The 16,619-nt window shown below is 64.8% G+C and carries 15 protein-coding genes, 2 tRNA genes and 1 pseudogene; 13 read left to right on the top strand and 5 right to left on the bottom strand.

Annotation, left to right across the window (positions count from 1 at the left end; translation table 11 throughout):
• Window positions 1-15: 15 nt before the first annotated feature.
• Window positions 16-156: a hypothetical protein gene (locus ACQ4WP_RS10695; protein ID WP_162835767.1), complete on the bottom strand. Its 141-nt coding sequence runs from the start codon at window positions 154-156 to the stop codon at window positions 16-18.
• A 100-nt stretch (window positions 157-256) separates the two neighbouring features.
• Here ACQ4WP_RS10695 and ACQ4WP_RS10690 point away from each other — a divergent pair, with 100 nt between their 5' ends.
• The 7 genes from ACQ4WP_RS10690 (at window position 257) to ACQ4WP_RS10660 (ending at window position 6,943) form a co-directional block, all read left to right on the top strand.
• A complete protein-coding gene (locus ACQ4WP_RS10690) occupies window positions 257-1,264 on the top strand; it encodes an XdhC family protein (RefSeq protein ID WP_436520380.1) in 1,008 nt (335 codons plus the stop codon).
• A 67-nt stretch (window positions 1,265-1,331) separates the two neighbouring features.
• The gene (locus ACQ4WP_RS10685; RefSeq protein ID WP_436520378.1) at window positions 1,332-2,255 is read left to right on the top strand and encodes a DNA-3-methyladenine glycosylase family protein; all 924 of its coding nucleotides are present in this window, start codon (window positions 1,332-1,334) and stop codon (window positions 2,253-2,255) included.
• A gap of 57 nt (window positions 2,256-2,312) precedes the next feature.
• Window positions 2,313-2,678 (top strand): COG4315 family predicted lipoprotein, encoded by a 366-nt coding sequence (locus ACQ4WP_RS10680; RefSeq protein ID WP_436520376.1) that lies wholly within the window; start codon window positions 2,313-2,315, stop codon window positions 2,676-2,678.
• Between the two features lie 21 nt (window positions 2,679-2,699).
• A complete protein-coding gene (locus tag ACQ4WP_RS10675) occupies window positions 2,700-3,227 on the top strand; it encodes an RNA polymerase sigma factor (protein WP_436520374.1) in 528 nt (175 codons plus the stop codon).
• Complete coding sequence (locus tag ACQ4WP_RS10670; protein ID WP_436520372.1) at window positions 3,224-4,009, top strand: anti-sigma factor family protein; 786 nt, start codon at window positions 3,224-3,226, stop codon at window positions 4,007-4,009. Before ACQ4WP_RS10675 ends, ACQ4WP_RS10670 begins: the two co-directional genes overlap by 4 nt.
• Window positions 4,010-4,160: 151 nt before the next feature.
• The gene (locus ACQ4WP_RS10665; protein ID WP_436520370.1) at window positions 4,161-4,637 is read left to right on the top strand and encodes a (2Fe-2S)-binding protein; all 477 of its coding nucleotides are present in this window, start codon (window positions 4,161-4,163) and stop codon (window positions 4,635-4,637) included.
• On the top strand, window positions 4,634-6,943 hold the full coding sequence (locus ACQ4WP_RS10660) for a xanthine dehydrogenase family protein molybdopterin-binding subunit (protein ID WP_436520368.1): 2,310 nt from the start codon (window positions 4,634-4,636) through the stop codon (window positions 6,941-6,943). The genes ACQ4WP_RS10665 and ACQ4WP_RS10660 overlap by 4 nt, the downstream gene beginning before the upstream one ends.
• On the opposite strand, the gene ACQ4WP_RS10655 is transcribed toward ACQ4WP_RS10660, so the two are convergent.
• The gene (locus tag ACQ4WP_RS10655; protein WP_436520366.1) at window positions 6,940-8,142 is read right to left on the bottom strand and encodes an MFS transporter; all 1,203 of its coding nucleotides are present in this window, start codon (window positions 8,140-8,142) and stop codon (window positions 6,940-6,942) included. The two genes, ACQ4WP_RS10660 and ACQ4WP_RS10655, sit on opposite strands and share 4 nt — an antisense overlap.
• 110 nt (window positions 8,143-8,252) lie before the next feature.
• Here ACQ4WP_RS10655 and ACQ4WP_RS10650 point away from each other — a divergent pair, with 110 nt between their 5' ends.
• Window positions 8,253-9,041: a helix-turn-helix transcriptional regulator gene (locus ACQ4WP_RS10650; RefSeq protein ID WP_436520364.1), complete on the top strand. Its 789-nt coding sequence runs from the start codon at window positions 8,253-8,255 to the stop codon at window positions 9,039-9,041.
• 59 nt (window positions 9,042-9,100) lie between these two features.
• Here ACQ4WP_RS10650 and ACQ4WP_RS10645 read toward each other — a convergent pair.
• Together ACQ4WP_RS10645 and ACQ4WP_RS10640 are read right to left on the bottom strand one after the other, a co-directional pair.
• Window positions 9,101-9,177, bottom strand: a tRNA-Met gene (locus ACQ4WP_RS10645).
• 142 nt (window positions 9,178-9,319) lie between these two features.
• A tRNA-Met gene (locus tag ACQ4WP_RS10640) sits at window positions 9,320-9,396 on the bottom strand.
• Between the two features lie 186 nt (window positions 9,397-9,582).
• Here ACQ4WP_RS10640 and ACQ4WP_RS10635 point away from each other — a divergent pair.
• From ACQ4WP_RS10635 to ACQ4WP_RS10625, 3 genes are read left to right on the top strand one after another with little or no spacing between them, the layout of a single operon-like run.
• The gene (locus ACQ4WP_RS10635; protein WP_436520362.1) at window positions 9,583-10,161 is read left to right on the top strand and encodes an NUDIX hydrolase; all 579 of its coding nucleotides are present in this window, start codon (window positions 9,583-9,585) and stop codon (window positions 10,159-10,161) included.
• 30 nt (window positions 10,162-10,191) lie between these two features.
• The gene (gene aat, locus ACQ4WP_RS10630; RefSeq protein ID WP_436520360.1) at window positions 10,192-10,908 is read left to right on the top strand and encodes a leucyl/phenylalanyl-tRNA--protein transferase; all 717 of its coding nucleotides are present in this window, start codon (window positions 10,192-10,194) and stop codon (window positions 10,906-10,908) included.
• A gap of 60 nt (window positions 10,909-10,968) precedes the next feature.
• Window positions 10,969-11,691 carry an arginyltransferase gene (locus ACQ4WP_RS10625; protein WP_436520358.1) on the top strand — a complete coding sequence of 241 codons (723 nt, stop codon included), beginning with the start codon at window positions 10,969-10,971 and terminating at the stop codon, window positions 11,689-11,691.
• Between the two features lie 79 nt (window positions 11,692-11,770).
• On the opposite strand, the gene ACQ4WP_RS10620 is transcribed toward ACQ4WP_RS10625, so the two are convergent.
• Entirely contained in the window at window positions 11,771-15,082 is a 3,312-nt protein-coding gene (locus tag ACQ4WP_RS10620) for a S41 family peptidase (protein WP_436520356.1), read from the bottom strand.
• Between the two features lie 206 nt (window positions 15,083-15,288).
• Here ACQ4WP_RS10620 and ACQ4WP_RS10615 point away from each other — a divergent pair, with 206 nt between their 5' ends.
• Window positions 15,289-16,338, top strand: coding sequence for a quinone-dependent dihydroorotate dehydrogenase (locus tag ACQ4WP_RS10615; protein ID WP_436520354.1), 1,050 nt, complete (start codon window positions 15,289-15,291; stop codon window positions 16,336-16,338).
• Window positions 16,338-16,460, top strand: a pseudogene (locus tag ACQ4WP_RS10610) (aldo/keto reductase); the annotation flags it as partial. The gene ACQ4WP_RS10615 and the pseudogene ACQ4WP_RS10610, both read left to right, overlap by 1 nt.
• Between the last annotated feature and the right edge of the window lie 159 nt (window positions 16,461-16,619).

Genomic DNA, 16,619 nt, shown 5'->3' with positions numbered 1-16,619 from the left:
ATGCAGCAGGTTTGCTCAGGCGCCGGGGAAATTCGGAAAGTATGTGCCCATGATCCAGGTCAGGGCACCGCAGAACACCACGGCTAAAAACAGGACAATGAGCAGCTTGCCGAACTTGGGAATACCCTCTTCTTGCGTCTTGACTTCATTTGACATGAAAATTCTCCGCAGGGTGGTGGAGCAGGTAGTATATCCACAATCTTGAATACTTTTCCATACTTTGCCGCAAACATGCGGCATGTAACTCTCGCGGCCCATGGACAGCATCGATCTTGAAGTTCTGAAAACCAGCGCCGCCTGGCTTGCCGCCGGCCACCGCTGCGAACTGGTCACCGTCATCAAGACCTGGGGCTCCAGCCCCCGTCCCGTGGGCGCCACCCTGGCCATCTGCGACGATGGCACGGTGGTCGGTTCCGTCTCCGGCGGCTGCATCGAGGATGATTTGATCGACACCGTGCGCGTGCATGGCATCGTGCGCACGCAGCCGGACATCGTCAGCTACGGCATCAGCGCCGACGAGGCGCACCGCTTCGGCCTGCCGTGCGGCGGCACCATCGAACTGGCCATCGAACCGCTGCATGCGGGCAGCCGCGTGGCCGAACTGCTGGCGCGCCTGGAAGCCCATGAACTGGTAGAACGCCGGCTCGACTTGCGCAGCGGCGCCGTCACCCTGCAGCGCGCCGCGCCGGGCGCCGTGCTGGCCCTGGACGACGGAACGCTCACCACGCAGCACGGCCCGCGCTGGCGCTTGCTGATCATCGGCGCCAGCCAGCTGTCGCGCTTCGTGGCGCAAATCGCCACGGCCATGGATTACCACGTCATCGTCTGCGACCCGCGCGAAGAATACCGGGGCGGCTGGAACGTGCCGGGCGTGCCCCTGCTGCACGCCATGCCCGACGACCTCGTGCTGGAATTGAAACTCGACAGCCGCAGCGCCGTCGTCGCTCTCACGCACGATCCCAAGCTCGATGACCTGGCCCTGATGGAAGCATTGAAGTCGCCGGCCTTTTACGTGGGCGCCATCGGTTCGCGCGCCAACAATGCCAAGCGCCGCGAGCGGCTGCTGCAGTTCGACGTCAGCGCGGAACAGCTGGCGCGCCTGCACGGCCCCATCGGCCTGTACATCGGCAGCAAGACGCCGGCCGAAATCGCCATTTCCATCCTGGCCGAACTGACGGCCGTGAAAAACGGCGTGCCCGACGCGCTGCAGATCCAGCACGCGGCGGCCCTGAGTCCGCCCGGCACCGACATCTGCGCGCGTTAGATACAAAATCAAGAAACGCGGTGCGCCCGCACCGCCTCCCTGATACCGTCCCTGACTTTGGCCAACCATGACCCTGCTGCACTGGACCCTCCCCCTGCCCGCCGGCTACCGCCGCGACGATGTCATCGCCTTCCACAGCCGCGATGCGGAAGCCGTGGCCGAACAAGTCACGCCGACAGGCCTGCGCAAGGGCATCCTGCTGCAAGGCGTGCCTGTCGTGCTGGATGTGGCGTTCACGGACGATGCGGCCGTCTGCCGCGCCGAGATCGACGACAATGACAATACCGTCGCCGACCTTCAAACGCCCCTGCACGGCGCCCTCCTGAACATCCTCGGCCTGCGCATCGATCCGCAGCCATTCGCCCAGCTGGCCGCCGCAGACCCGCTGCTGGCGCCTTTGGTCCGCGTCAATCCGGGCTTGCGCATAGTGCAATCGGCCGGCCCCTTCGAGGCGCTGACCTGGGCCATCATCGGCCAGCAGATCAACCTGTCGTTCGCCATTTCTCTGCGCCGCACCTTTATCTTACAGGCGGGGCGCCGACACGGCAGCGGTTTGTGGTGCTACCCGGAAGCGCGCGACGTGGCCAGGCTGTCGGTGGAAGAACTGACCAGCCGCAAATTCTCGCGCGCCAAGGCGGAAACCGTGCTGCGCCTGGCGCTCCTCGTCAACGACGGAGAATTGTCGCTGGAGCTGCCTCCCTCCGGCGATGTGGCGGCCATTTCGCAAGCGCTGCTGGCCGTGAAGGGCATCGGCCCGTGGACCGTCAACTACGCGCTGCTGCGCGGCTACGGCTATGCCGACTGCTCGCTGCACGGCGACGTGGCCATCCGCGCCGCCCTGCAAAAGCTGCTCGGCGAAGACGTTAAACCGGGCATGGCGCGCACGGAGCAATGGCTGCGCCAGTATGCGCCGCACCGCACCATGGCGGCAGCCCACCTGTGGGCCAGCCTGCACGCGCTGGCAAAAAATAATTCACCAGAGCGGGAATAAACGGCGGACGGCATGCGTCTATCCCTTGCAAGCCCTCAAAACCTCAAGGAGACCATCATGCGCTTTACCGCTATCGCTACCCTCGCCACCCTGTTATCCGCCTCGCTGGCCTTCGCCGCCGACGTCATGCCCGCCAACGGCATGCTGGTCAGCGCCAGCGGCATGACCGTGTATGTGTTCGACAAGGATGTCGCCGACAGCGGCAAGAGCGCCTGCAGCGGCGGCTGCCTGGTGGCCTGGCCCGCCGTCATCGCCACCGAAGCGGCACCCGCCGCCCCGTATGGCAGTATCAAGCGCGATGACAATGGCGCCATGCAGCTGACCTACAAGGGCAAGCCCCTGTACCTGTACAAGGAAGACAAGAAGCCGGGCGACGTGGCCGGCGACAATTTCAAGAACGTGTGGCACGTCGTCAAGCCGTAAGCAGCCCGTCCCGCCGCCACGATGACCACGCCAGAGGACAGCCACCAGCTGCAAGCCTGCCTGCCCGGCCTGCGCCGCTATGCGCGCGCGCTGGTGGGCGACGTGCATGCGGACGACCTGGTGCAGGACACCGTGGAGCGGGCGTGGCGCAAGTTCGACCAGTGGCAGCGCGGCGGCGAGATGCGGCCCTGGCTGTTTTCCATCATGCACAACCTGCACGTGGATCAGCTGCGCCGCCCCGGCCTGGCACTGCAGGAGCTGGACGACGACACCGTGCTGCCCGCCCCGGAACGCGCACCGGGGCAAGCCATCGCCATCGGTGAAATGGATGCGGCGCTGGCCCGCCTGCCGCTGGGGCAGCGCGCAGTGATCCTGCTCGTCGCGCTCGAACAGATGCCGTACGAGCAGGTGGCGGCCGCCCTGGACATCCCCGTCGGCACCGTCATGTCGCGCCTGTCGCGCGGACGCGACAAATTACGTACCCTGCTCGATGGCCGCCCTGCCGGCAGCCAGGGCAGCGGCCCACCCACCCTGAAAGTCGTGAAATGACAATGCAAGCCATCAGCGAAGCGCAATTGCATGCCCTGGCCGACGATGTCTTGCCGGAAGAGCAGCGCGCGACCATCGATGCCTACCTGCGCGCGCATCCGGATGATGCCGCCCGGGTGGACGCGTGGCGCGAACAGAACCGGCAATTGCGCGTCCTGTTCGATCCCGTGCTGGACGAAGCCGTGCCGCCGGCCCTGCTGCAGATGGCATCGCCACCGGCGGCGAACGGCGCCTGGCAGCGCCACGTCATGCAGGCAGCAGCGGCCATCGTGCTGGTCATCGCGGGCGGCGCGGGCGGCTGGCTGCTGCGTGGCGGCGACAGCGTGAGCGCCAGCGCCAGCCCGCCCTCCCTGGCGCGCAGCGCCGCCATCGCCCACGCCGTCTATACGCCCGAAGTGCGCCACCCCGTCGAGGTGGGCGCGGCACAGGAAGCCCATCTGGTGCAATGGCTGTCGAAACGCCTGGGCACGAAACTGCAGCCGCCCGCGCTGTCGCCGCTCGGCTACCAGCTGATCGGCGGGCGCCTGCTGCCCGGCGATGGCGATGGCCCCGTGGCGCAATTCATGTATGAAGATGGCAAAGGCCAGCGCCTGACCCTGTACGTGGCCAAGGAGCGGGCCGGCAGGCAGGAAACGGCTTTCCGCTACACGCAGGAAAAGGACTTGAGCGTGTTTTACTGGATCGACGGCCAGCTCGGTTATGCCCTGTCGGCGAGCCTGCCCAAACAGGCGCTGGGCAAGATCGCCGACGCCGTGTACGCGCAGCTGGAGCAGGCGCGCTAAAGCAGGTCGACGTGGGGCACCCGACGGCCGCCACCGGCCCCACTCCCTGCAGCGCAGGGCGGCTGGTGCTACCATCCCATACTGATGCGCTCATCCGTATGGCGGATGGCCGTCGCGCTTCCCCGCACCATCCCCACTCCGAGGAATAAACATGACGACCCTGACCATCAATGGCAAGCAGCACGACCTTGCCCTGCCTGAAGATACGCCCCTGCTGTGGGCCTTGCGCGACGAACTGGGCATGACCGGCACCAAATTCGGCTGCGGCATGGCCTTGTGCGGCGCCTGCACCGTACACCTAGATGGCGAGGCCATCCGCTCCTGCGTGACGCCCGTATCGGCCGCCGCCGGCAAGAAGATCACCACCATCGAAGCGGTGGGCGAAGACAAGGTGGGCTTTGCGCTACAGCAAGCCTGGCAGGAACACGGCGTACCCCAATGCGGCTATTGCCAGGCTGGCCAGATCATGTCGGCCACGGCCCTGCTGCACAAGACGCCGGCGCCGAACGACCGGCAGATCCGCGAAGCGATGAGCGGCAATATCTGCCGCTGCGGCACCTACACGCGCATCCACGCAGCCATCAAGCAGGCCGCCACCAGCATCAACGCGAAAGGAGCTGCCAAATGAGCATCCTTGAAAACATCCCCGCCCCCGCCTCGCCTGCGCGGCGCAACTGGCTCAAGGCCGCCGGCGCGCTGGCCGGTTTGAGCCTGGTGGCCGGCCCTTCCGGCCTGGTGATGGCGGCCGACGCCGTCAAGTACGGCGGCGACAGTATGGCCGGCGGCGTGGTCGACGACAGCCTGGTCTTCCTGTCGATCGCCGCCGACGGCATCGTCACCATCGTGGCGCACCGTTCCGAAATGGGCCAGGGCATCCGCACCAGCCTGCCCATGGTGGCGGCCGACGAACTGGGCGCCGACTGGGCGCAGGTGCGCGTGCAGCAGGCGCCCGCCGACGAGGCGCGCTACGGCAGCCAGGATACGGACGGTTCGCGCAGCATGCGCCACTCGTTCCGCGCCATGCGCCACGTGGGCGCCACGGCACGCCTGATGCTGGAAACGGCGGCCGCCGTGCGCTGGGACGTGCCCGTGACGGAAGTGAAAGCCGCCAACCACGCCGTCGTGCACACGTCCAGCGGGCGCTCCCTGTCGTTCGGTGCCCTGGCCGGGGAAGCGGCCAAACTGCCGGTGCCGCCACGCGCGCGCATCAGCCTGAAAACGGCCGGAGAGCTACGCTACATCGGGCAAACCAGCACGCGCGGCATCGACCTGCATGACATCGTCACGGGCAACACCCACTTCGGCATCGACACGCGCCTCGATGGCATGGCGTATGCCGTCATCGCCCGTCCGCCCGTATTTGGCGGCAAGCTGAAAAGCGTGGACAAGACGGCGGCCCTGAAAGTGCCTGGCGTGCTGCGCATCGTCGAGCTGGCAGGCAGTCCGCCACCGGCCATGTTCAATCCGTTGGGCGGCGTGGCCATCATCGCCAGCAACACCTGGGCCGCCATCAAGGGCCGCGAAGCGCTGGTGCTGGAATGGGAAGATGGCCCGAACGGCGGCTACGATTCAAAGGCTTTCCGCCAGACGCTGGAAGCGGCCGTGCGCCAGCCGGCAAACCCGGCGCGCGACCAGGGCAAGACGGTGGCCACCCTGGCCGCCGCTCCCGCCGCGCGGAAATTGAGTGCCGAATACTATCTGCCCCACCTGGCCCACGCCACCATGGAACCGCCCGCCGCCACCGTGCGCATCGCTGACGGCAAGGCCGAAGTGTGGGCCTGCGTGCAGGCGCCGCAAGCGACGCGCAGCAACGTGGCCAAGGCCCTGGGTCTGGCGTATGACGACGTGACCGTGCACGTGACCCTGCTCGGTGGCGGCTTCGGGCGCAAATCGAAACCCGATTTCGCCGTCGAGGCGGCGCTGCTGTCGCAAGCCATGGATGGCGCGCCCGTCAAGCTGACGTGGACGCGCGACGACGACCTGCAGCACGACTACCTGCACACGGTGTCCGTCGAACGGCTGGAAGCGTCGCTCGATGCGAAAGGCATGCCGACGGCCTGGCTGCACCGCACGGCTGCGCCAACCATCACCTCGACCTTTGCCGCCGGCGCGAACAAGCAGGCGCCATTCGAGCTGGGCATGTCGGCCATCAACGTGCCGTATGCGATTGCGAACATCCGCGTCGAAGTACCCGAGGTGCCGGCCCACACGCGCATCGGCTGGTTCCGTTCCGTGTCGAATATCCCGCACGCGTTTGCCATCCAGTCATTTACGGCCGAACTGGCGCATGCGGCGAAGAAGGACCATCGCGACTACCTGCTGGCACTTCTGGGTCCTGCGCGCAAGATCAATCCGGCCGATTTGTCCGATGGCTGGAACTATGGCGAAGACCCGGCGAAATACCCGGTCGACATAGGCCGCATGCGCCACGTGATCGAGCTGGCGACAGCCAAGGCTGGCTGGGGCCGCAAGCTGCCCAAGGGACGGGGACTGGGCCTGGCCGTGTCCTACAGCTTTGTCACCTATGTGGCGGCCGTGATCGAAGTGGAGATCAACGCGGCCGGCGAAGTCATCGTGCCCAGGGTCGATATCGCCATGGATTGCGGACCGCAGATCAACCCGGACCGCGTGCGCTCGCAGATCGAGGGCGCCTGCATCATGGGCCTGTCGCTGGCCATGAGCGGCGAGATCAGTTTCAAGAATGGCCGGGTCGAGCAAAGCAATTTCCACGACTACGCCGTGCTGCGCGCAGCCGACGCGCCACGCGTGATCCACACGCACCTGGTGCCGGGCACCCTGGACATGGAGCTCGGTGGCGTGGGCGAGCCGGCCACGCCGCCCATCGCGCCGGCCCTGTGCAACGCCATCTTCGCCGCCACGGGCAAGCGCATCCGCGCCCTGCCCGTCGGCATGCAACTGGCGAAGAAAGGCTAGGAGCGCCGCGCGGCAGGCAATTGCAGCAGCAACGCTGCGGCGGCGACAAAGGCGGCGCCAGCCGCCAGCAGCCACATGGGCCAGTTGAGCAGGAGCAGCAAGCCGCCTGCGGCGGCGCCGATGGCGCTGCCCAGGTACAACGCCGATTCGTTGAGGGCGATGGCCAGGTTGCCATCGCCCTGCCGCGCGCGCACGGCCAGCAATTGCTGGTTTTGCGGCACTTGCAACGCCCAGCCAGCCGCGCCCCACAGCGCGATCGGCGCCAGCATCAGCCACGCCGACCAGCCGGCCGCCAGCGGCAGCGCACACAAGGCCAGCGCCAGCAACAACAAGATGAAACAGGTCAGTTTCGGCGCCGCCACCTTGTCCGCCCATGGCCCGACCAGCACGCTGCCAACGATCCCCCCCACGCCCCACGCCCACAGGAAGGGCGTGGCGGAAATCGCTGCGCCCTGCGCGGACCATGCCAGCAGCGGCGCGATGAAGGTGTACATGCCCAGGCTGGCGATGGCCGCCAGCAGCGACACGAGCAGGATGGCCAGCACCTGCCCATCGGCCAGCAAGGCTAGCTTGCGGCGCAGCGACGTGGCCGGTGCGGCCGATGCAGGCAGCGCGGGCAGCTTCCACAGCAAGCCCGCCAGCGCCAGCGCACCGAGGATGGCGACCAGCCACAGGGCCGCCGTCCAGCCCAGCTGCTGCGCCAGCAACAGGCTCAATGGCACGCCCAGCACCGTGCCGCCAGCCATGCCGCCCATGATCACGCCGATGGCCTTGCCCCGTTGCTGCGGCGGCGACACGCCGGCCGCCGCCGCGATGCCCAGCGCCAGGTAGACACCGGCACCGATACCGGCAATGGCCCGCCATGCCAGCAAGCTGCTGAAACCGGGCGCCAGCGCGCTGGCCCCGTTCGCCAGCACGAACACGGCCAGGGCGATCAAGAGGCCGGCGCGCTGCGCACGCGCCGGCAGCAGGGCCACGGCCAGGGGCGAGCCGAGGCCATAGGCCAGCGTAAACGCCGTCACCAGCTGCGCGGCCATCGCCAGGGAAATGGAAAACGCACCGGCGATCATCGGCATCAAGCCCGCCGTCACATACGACGCCATGCCCAGCGCGAACGCGCCCACGGCGATCAGGTAGACGGTGGCCGGCAGCGCGGTAGTGGCAGGCGCGAGGCCGCTGGAGGAAGAATAGTCAGACATGGGCAAGCTTTCGGGAAGAAAGCAGGCATTCTGGAATACAATATAAACAATTACAATTTAACTGTTTATGCTATTACTGATAGCAACAGGCTCACAGGAAAGGCAGCACCATGCGCACTTTGGCCCGCACCCGCCACGAACTGGCCGCCTACCTGCAGGCGCGGCGCGCGCGGCTGTCACCCGAAGACGTGGGCTTGCCCGGCTGCGGGCGGCGCAGGACGCCGGGCTTGCGCCGCGAAGAAGTGGCGGCGCTGGCCGGCGTGGGGCTGACCTGGTACACCTGGCTGGAGCAGGGGCGCGACATCGGCGTCTCGAGCACCTTTCTCGACAAGCTGGCGCAGGTGCTGAAACTGGACGCGGGCGAGCGCCGCCACCTGTTCCTGCTGGCGCATGCGCGTCCGCCGGCCGAAGAAGGCAAGACGTATTGCGTGGTGCCGCCGCCGGTGCGCCGCTTGATGCACGAACTGGCGCATCCGGCGTATGTGCTCAACCTGCGCTGGGATGTGCTGGCGTTCAATGCGGGCGCGGATACCCTGTTTGGTTTCGGCGCGCATGCTGCCGCGCGCCGCAATCTGCTGTGGCTGCTATTTACCGACCCGCTGCTGCACCAGCGCTTCACGGCCTGGGAAGAGCAGGCGCCGCTGATGCTGTCGAGCTTTCGCCGCGACTACGCGCGCGCCACGCAGGAAGCCGATATCCACGCACTGGTGGTGGAACTGGAAAAAGTGTCGCCTGAATTCAAGCAGTGGTGGCACCGCCACGACGTGCATGCACCGTGTGTAGGCGTGCGCCGCCTGACAATCGACGGCGAGCAGCTCGCCTATGAGCACACCTCGCTGACCATCGATGCGGACCGCCATTTGCGGCTGGTGGTGTATGCGCGCCAGCAGCCGCAGTGAACGGCAGCGCACAACGAAAAAACCGCTGACCCTCTTGCGAGGAACCAGCGGCTTCGAAATGGTTGCGGGGACAGGATTTGAACCTGTGACCTTCGGGTTATGAGCCCGACGAGCTGCCAGACTGCTCCACCCCGCAGACGAATTATATACCAGATTGTTGCGGGGCGTAAAGGGCATGATTTGACAATCTCATCCCTGCCCCGTCTGCCGGAGTTTTCCGCTGGCCAGCAATGGAAAAAGCCGCTGATCTTTTGCAAGAGTCAGCGGCTTTCAGGCATTGGTTGCGGGGACAGGATTTGAACCTGTGACCTTCGGGTTATGAGCCCGACGAGCTGCCAGACTGCTCCACCCCGCACTCGAATTATAAGGGCAAACGGGAGGCTTAGGCAATAGCTATCTCAACTTCGACTGCAATAGATCCATTTAATTAAAAAAGGTCGGCCAATTGCCGCTTGGCATTCTGTCCACCCGTCACGCCACGCCGCGCGCAATCGGTGTACAGTAAGCGTTACACTAGACACCCATTTTCCTAAGCCCGCCCATGAAATTCTGCTCCGAATGCGCCTATCCTGTCAGCCTGTCCGTCCCGGAAGGCGACAACCGTCCGCGCTATGTCTGCGCCAACTGCGACGCCATCCATTACCAGAACCCGAAAATGGTGGTCGGCTCCATCCCCGTCTGGGAAAAGGATGGCCAGTTGCAGGTGTTGCTGTGCAAGCGCGCCATCGAGCCGCGCCTGGGCTATTGGACCCTGCCTGCCGGCTTCATGGAAAACGATGAAACGACCTCCGACGCGGCCGAGCGTGAAACGGTGGAGGAAGCGGGCGCCAATATCGAGCTGGGTCCCCTGTTTTCGCTGCTGAACGTACAACGCGTGCACCAGGTGCACCTGTTTTACCTGGCGCGTTTGCGCGACCTCGATTTCGCGCCGGGCATCGAAAGCCTGGAGGTGCAGCTGTTTACGGAAGCGCAGATTCCCTGGGATGACCTGGCCTTCCCCACCATCCGCGCCACCCTGGAACTGTTCTTTGCCGACCGCGTGAAAATCCGCGAAGGCGGCAGCTATGGTTTCCATACGGGCGACATCACGCGCCCGATGGCGCGCCCGGATTCCGAGTAAGCCCATCCACCCCGTTACCATTGCGATGGCATGATTCCCTGGCTCGACACCCACACGCCCTTTCCCGACGTCTCGCGCGCCCTGACGGACGAAGCGCCCGGCCTGCTGGCAGCCGGCGCCGACCTGTCGCCCGCACGCCTGCTCGACGCCTACAAGCACGGCATCTTCCCCTGGTTTTCCGAAGGCCAGCCTATCCTGTGGTGGAGCACCGATCCGCGCATGGTGCTGATGACGGAGGATTTCAAGGTGTCCGACAGCCTGACCAAGGCGCTGCGCAAGGTCGAGCGCAGCGCCACCACGGACGGGCGCTGGCAGCTGCGCTTCGACAGCGATTTCGAAGGGGTGATGCGCGCCTGCGCCGCACCGCGCAAGGATGGCCCGGGCACGTGGATTTCAGACGAGATCATCGCCGGCTACACGGGCTTGCACAAGCTGGGCTACGCACACTCGTCGGAACTGTGGCTGGACGGGGAACTGGTGGGCGGCGCGTATGGCGTGTCGATCGGGCGCATGTTCTATGGCGAATCGATGTTCGCCCGCGTCACGGATGGTTCGAAGATCGCACTGGCGCAGCTGGTGCGCTTTTTAAAGGCGCACGGCGTGGCCATGATTGACTGCCAGCAAGAAACAAAACACCTGGCTTCGCTGGGCGCGGCGCCCATTTCACGCGCGCGCTTCCTGGCCCACGTGCGCATCGCCATTGAAGCAGCGAAAATCACCGATTGGCATGCTGCGTCGCCCGCGTAAAAAAGCTATGATAGCTTCACGCAGACATCCATTGCCGCGGCCAGACCAGACAGGATCAGCATGACGCACCTGAACGAACTACCGTTTGCCACCCTGCAGTTCTACACGACGGCACCCTATCCGTGCAGCTACTTGGATGACCGCCAGGCCCGCTCACAGGTAGCCACGCCTTCGCACCTGATCAACAGCGACGTGTATTCGGAACTGGTACGCAACGGCTTTCGCCGCAGCGGCATTTTCACCTACCGCCCATATTGCGATGGCTGTCAGGCCTGTATTCCCGTGCGCGTGGTGACGGGCGAGTTCACGCCGAACCGCAACCAGCGCCGCGCCTGGAGCCGGCACGCCGACCTGCAAGCGGGTGTGGCCACCCTGTCCTTTCTTGACGAGCATTACGAGCTGTATCTGCGCTACCAGAGCACGCGCCACGCAGGCGGCGGCATGGACCAGGACAGCCGCGACCAGTACGCGCAATTCCTGCTGCAAAGCCGGGTCAACACGCGCCTGGTGGAGTTTCGCGAGCCGGATGGCACCCTGCGCATGGTCAGCATCATCGACGTACTGGCCGATGGCCTGTCGTCCGTCTACACCTTCTTCGAACCGGACGTGCCGGGCGCCTCGTACGGCACCTACAACGTGCTGTGGCAAATCGCCCAGGCGCGCGAACTGGGCCTGCCGTATATCTACCTGGGCTACTGGATCGCGCAAAGCCCGAAGATGGCCTATAAAATCAACTTCAAGCCGCTGGAAGCGCGCATCAAGGGGCAGTGGGTCACCATGTAATGCTGGGGTCAGACCCCCACTAGCGTTAGCGCCAAGCTCTGAGCTAACAATCGCGAGGGTCTGACCCCTGCACTTCAGCTTACTTGCTCTTGTCCGGAAACGCCGGACGCTTGGGCTGTACGGGCGGATTCTTTGCCAGTTCGGCCTGGATCACCTCAATCGCCTTTTCCAACTGCGGATCGCGGCCGGCGATGACGTCTGCCGGCGTTTGCTCGACTTCGATATCGGGCGGCACGCCTTCGTTTTCCACGCCCCAGCCATTCTCGCGCGTCCAGAACGCCAGGTTCGGCGCCGTGATGAAGCCGCCATCCATCAGCACCGGGAAGCCCAGCACGCCCACCAGGCCGCCCCAGGTGGCCTTGCCGATCAGCGGACCCATGTTATTTTTGCGGAACATCCACGGCAGCAGGTCGCCGCCCGAACCGGCCGTCTCGTCGATCAGCATGGCGCGCGGTCCCTGGATCGAGGCGGACGGCGTCTTCATGTCGGCGCCATAGCGCATGGTCCACCAGGCGATTTCCTTCTTCTGCAGGATCTCGATGTAGTAATCGGCTACGCTGCCGCCGCCATTGAACCGTTCGTCGACGATGATCGCCTGCTTGTCCGCCTGCGGGAAGAAGTAGCGCTTGAAGTAGGTGTGGCCCAGCCCCGCCGTATTCGGCACGTATACGTATGCCACCTTGCCGCCCGTCGCCGCATTGACCTTGCGCATATTGCCTTCGATCCAGTCGCGGTTGCGCAAGGCATCCTCGGTGGGCACGGGCACCACGGTGATGGTACGCGCGCCCTTGCCGTCGGCCGATGGCCCCACAGTGAGGTCGATGGCCCTGCCGGCCGTATTCTCGAAGGCACTGTACAAGTTGGTGGGAGGCGCCAGCGGGCGGCTGTCGACGGCCAGCAGGTATTCGCCCGCCTTGACGTTCAGGCCCGGCTCCGTCAGCGGCGCGCGCAAGGCCGGATTCCAGTTCAAGCCGCCATACACTTTTTTGAAGCGGTAGTGGCCGTTGCTCACTTCATAATCGGCGCCCAGCAAGCCCCCCGGCACCTTCTTCGCCTCGATAAAATCGTCGCCGCCACCACCGCGATGGTGACCCACGGCCAGTTCGCTGCACATCCACTGAATCAACCGGTTCAGGTCGGCGCGGCTGGACAGCTCGGGCAGGAAGACGGCGTACTTGTCGCGCATGGCCTTCCAGTCCACGCCATGCATGCCCGGATCATAGAAATAATCGCGGTTGATGCGCCAGACTTCATTGAAAATCTGCGTCCACTCGGCACGCGGATCGGCTTTCACTTCGATGGCGTCGACCTTGATCTTGCCTTCGCCGGGTGCCAGCAGCTTGCCCGTGGCGCTACCCATGGCCCAGTTGTCCTTCTGGCGGTACAGCAGCTTCTTGCCGTCGGCCGACACTTCGAAATCATCGGCCTCCGCCACCACGGTTTCCGCCTTGCGCTCCTTCAGGTCGAAGCGCTGCACGGCCTTCTTGCCGTCGCTTTCGCGCAGCAAAAATATCTGCCCCGCGGCGCCGGCGGTCAGGCTGGAGAACTGCGCGGCCGGCAACGGCAGGTCAACGATGCGCGTGGCGATGCCGTCGAAATCGATGCTGATCGGCGCCACCGGCGCCACGGTCACTTTCGGGTCGTCGCGGCCCGTCTTCGGATCGACCTTTGGCTCATTTTTCGCTTCCGGCTCCGCCTTGTCCATGTCTTTTTTGGCGTCCGCGCTGGCAGCCTTTTCCTCGTCGCTTTCCTTGATCAGCGGCGACGGCAAGTCGCGCCGCAGCACGGCCATCCACACGGTGCGCGTCACCAGGTTGTCTTCATTCTGCTGCGAGAACCAGTTATTGCTGGGGCCTGCATTCGTCGAAGCGAAGAAATACAGGTATTTGCCGCTCTTGTCGAACACGGGCTGGGCCACGTCGGACAGGCCATCGGTCACCGGCATGGACTTGTTCTGCTCGACGGAATAAATGTAGGCGCTGCGCGTGTAGGTGGGCGAATTGAGCGTGTAGGCCAGCCAGCGCGAATCGGGCGCCCACGAGGCCCGCATGCTCTTGTCGATGCCATACATCGGTTCCGTGGCGACCTTTTGCAGCTTGCCCGTGCCGACGTCGATCACGTACATGCTCCAGCCATTGTCGGCAAACGCGATCTTCTTGCTGTCGGGCGACCAGACGGCGTTGTCATAGAAGCCGCTGCCATTCAGCTTGAACTTGCGCACGGCGCCCTTGCCATCCTGCGCGCGCACATGCAGCGCGTATTCACCCGACTCGTCCGAGAAATACGCGACCGAGCGGCCATCGGGCGACCAGATAGGCGTGCGCTCATGGGCGCCGGCCGTCTGCGTCAGGTTGCGCACGTCGCCCTTGTCGGCGGGGATGGTGACGATCTCACCCCGGTATTCGAAGGCGATGCGCGCGCCCGACGGCGAAATCGAGGCGTCGCGGATGTATTTCGCGTTCTTGACCCAGCGAGGGCGCGTCTGCCCCAGGTCGCTGGCCACGCCGATGGCCAGCTTGTGCGCCTGGCCGCTGGCGATATCGAGCGAGTGCAGGTAGCCGGCCTGCTCGTAGACGATGGTGCCGTTCGCCGCCGACGCGTTCAACACGGGGAAATCCGTGTGCTGCGTCAGCTGGCGCACGGCTTTCGTCTTGACGTCGTAGGCAAACAGGTTGAATTCGCCGTTGCGGTCGGAGCGGAAGTACACGCTGTCCTTAATCCACATCGGATCGACGTCATTCGAGCGCGTCGCGGGCTGGGGGATTTTTTCGATGGATTTGTCGCTGGACGAAAATAGCCACAGCCAGGAATTGGTGCCGCCCCGGTAACGCTTCCACTGTTTGAAGGCGGGCATCAGCGGATTATAGGCGATGCGCTTGCCGTCCGGAGAATACGTGGCGCGCGATGCATTCGGGATCTCCAGCTGCGTTTCCACGCCACCCGCCACGGGCACCGTGAACAGCTTCTGGAAGCGGTTGTTGAAGGCGGCGCGGGGCGAGGTGAACATCACGGCCTGGCCATCGGGTGTAAACGACTGCGCCAGGTCCGCGCCCGGGTGGAAGGTCAGGCGGCGCGGCACGCCGCCCGCCGCCGCGATCACATACACGTCGACATTGCCATCGATGTTGGCGCTATACGCGATCTGGCTGCCGTCAGGCGAAAAGACGGGGTTGGACTTGTCGCCCAGGTCCGACGTCAATCGCCGCGCGCCGCCGCCATCGAGGTTGGATAGCCATAAATCTCCCGCATAGATGAAGGCGATGTGTCGGCTGGAGACGGCCGGTTCGCTCAGCATGCGGGTGTCTTGCGTATTGGGCAGGGCCAGGGCCGGATGGCTCAGCAGCAGTGCGCTGGCAGCGGCGATGGCCGTCAAGATGTGTGTCTTTTTCAATCGATGTCTCGCTTATGAAGTAAACAGAACAGAGAAAAAACAGGAAGGTCCGTGGCCGGGTGCGAATTAACAAGGAATTAATATTGCATCAGACCAACAAGAACTATACACCCGGCAGCCGCGTGGAACACGGTAAAATACGGCACTTATTTCGCGCGCCGCCAGCCCTTCCCGGCCGCGCGCACACCTATACTCAAAGCGCCCCCATGTCCGAAAAATTCCTGTACTCCCTCGCCCGCCCGCTGCTGTTTTCGATGGATGCCGAAGCGGCCCACCATCTCACCCTGCCCGCCCTGAAACGCGCTAGCGCGCTGGGTCTGACGAAGCTGGCCGGCAAACCGGCACTTGATCCGCGCACGGTGATGGGCATCACCTTCCCCAATCCCGTGGGCCTGGCTGCGGGCCTGGACAAGGATGGCGCCTACATCGACGCGCTGGCCGATCTGGGTTTTGGCTCCATCGAAGTGGGCACCGTCACGCCGCGCGCGCAGGCCGGCAATCCGAAACCGCGCATGTTCCGCCTGCCGCAGGCGCAGGGCATCATCAACCGCATGGGCTTTAACAATGGCGGCGTGGACGCCTTCGTGGCGAACGTGCAGGCGTCGAAGTTTTACCAAAACCGCGCCGGCGTGCTGGGCCTGAACATCGGCAAGAACGCCGACACGCCCATCGAGCGGGCAGCCGACGACTACCTGCTGTGCCTGGAAAAAGTCTACCCCTACGCCAGCTATGTGACGGTGAACATCTCGTCGCCCAACACGAAAAACCTGCGCCAGCTGCAAGGCGCGTCCGAACTCGACGCCCTGCTGTCGCAACTGAAGGAAGCGCAGGCGCGCCTGGCGGACAAGCACAAACGCTACGTGCCGCTGGCCCTCAAAATCGCCCCGGACATGGATGGCGAACAAGTCAAAAGCATTGCCGACTCGCTCACGCGCCACCGGATCGACGGCGTCATCGCCACCAACACGACCCTGTCGCGCAGCGCCGTCGAAGGCATGCCGCACGGCGCGGAAGCGGGCGGCCTGTCGGGCGCGCCCGTGTTCGAACTGTCGAACAATGTCATTCGTTTGCTGAAGGCGGAACTGGGCGACGCGCTGCCCATCATCGGCGTGGGCGGCATCATGCAAGGCAGCGACGCCGTGGCCAAGTTCGAGGCAGGCGCGCAGCTGGTGCAGCTGTACAGCGGCCTGATTTACGCTGGTCCGGCCTTGATCAAGGATTGCGCGCGCGCGCTGCACGGCAAACAGGCGAAATGATCAACAAGATCAAGCTGGGCTCCAGCAGCCTGGAAGTGAGCAGGATTTGCCTGGGCACGATGACCTTCGGCGAACAGAATAGCGAAGCCGACGGAAAATCATCGATTAGCGTGCTGTATAGCTGCCGGCAAATTCCCTGGCCCATGCACTCGTGCGCCACGTAGACTGTCGATTCGACCGAAAAACGATGTGCGCTGCGGGCACGCCAGGGCGTTGCGTAAGCGTAGAGCATTGCTCCGGACTTGCCTCACGCACCATTGCCAGCTTCCACTGACTTGAGG

The sequence above is a fragment of the Janthinobacterium lyxosi genome (assembly GCF_051380665.1).
Lineage (GTDB): Bacteria > Pseudomonadota > Gammaproteobacteria > Burkholderiales > Burkholderiaceae_D > Janthinobacterium.
The sequence above is the reverse complement of the archived record's forward strand: the minus strand, read 5'-3'. Positions and strand labels throughout refer to the sequence as shown.